The 227-nt window shown below is 62.6% G+C and carries 1 protein-coding gene; it reads right to left on the reverse strand.

All coding sequences use genetic code 11. The features are described from left to right. On the reverse strand, positions 1–227 hold a 227-nt coding region (locus BHW66_RS01795), incomplete at both ends, for a hypothetical protein (protein ID WP_286688831.1).

A 227-nucleotide genomic window follows, 5' to 3' on the forward strand; every position in this document is an offset into this window, starting at 1 on the left:
TTTCTTCATGTAGCGCCGTCCCTGGTAATCGTAGCCGCATTCCACGACTGTCGCGCCGTCCCGGCTGGTGAAGCTCACCGCGCGGTTGGCCGCGTTGTAGACCACGGTCCACACGCCCGTTGACGTCTTGATGAGGGTCTGGTTGCCCGAGGCGTCGTACGTCGGCACAAAAGGCGCTTCCCCGCTTTCTTCAATGCCGGTGTACTGGTTGAGCCCGTTGGCCGCGT

This window comes from Akkermansia sp. 54_46 (genome assembly GCF_001917295.1).
Lineage (GTDB): Bacteria > Verrucomicrobiota > Verrucomicrobiia > Verrucomicrobiales > Akkermansiaceae > Akkermansia > Akkermansia muciniphila.